This is a genomic window from Streptomyces sp. NPDC127092 (assembly GCF_042722475.1).
GTDB lineage: Bacteria > Actinomycetota > Actinomycetes > Streptomycetales > Streptomycetaceae > Streptomyces.
Map to the genome: position 1 here is coordinate 611 of NZ_JBHXFE010000372.1, position 500 is coordinate 1,110.

The 500-nt window shown below is 73.6% G+C and carries 1 pseudogene; it reads left to right on the top strand.

The features are described 5' to 3' along the window. Positions 1 to 500, top strand: a pseudogene (locus ACFWJO_RS40535) (hypothetical protein); the annotation flags it as partial.

Below are 500 nucleotides of genomic sequence, written 5' to 3' on the forward strand. Positions count from 1 at the left end.
CTGCTGCACCGCGACGTGGTCCGGCACTACTACGCCACGCTCGTCCGGGCCCAGCCCGAGATCCTCGGCGGCCCCGTCGAGGCGCGCCGATTCCTCGGGGAGCTCGTCGGCCAGCTCGAGGAGGCCGGCCGCGGCGCCCCCGTGACCTCCGCGCACGCCGAGGAGCTCCTCCAGCGGTACGCCCCCGGCCGCCGCTTCCTGGACATCCTGGCCTATGGATCCCCGTTCGAGGACGCCGTGTTCGCCTCCCATGAGGACTATCAGCGGGCCGTCGCGGACCTCATGGAGCAGGCCTGCGTGGAGGCCGCCCTCGGGGAGGAGTCCCCGTTCATGATGGCCGTCGGCGCGCTCCATGCCGGCCGACTGCGGATCAAGGCGTGGATCGCCGAGGGTCGGATCGCCGAGGCCTCCCGCATCCGGGACGTCCAGGGCTGGTTCGAGCCGCTGGTCGAGGGCCTCGCCTCCGGCCCGCCCCTGTGGCGCGTCGAGCAGATGCTGGC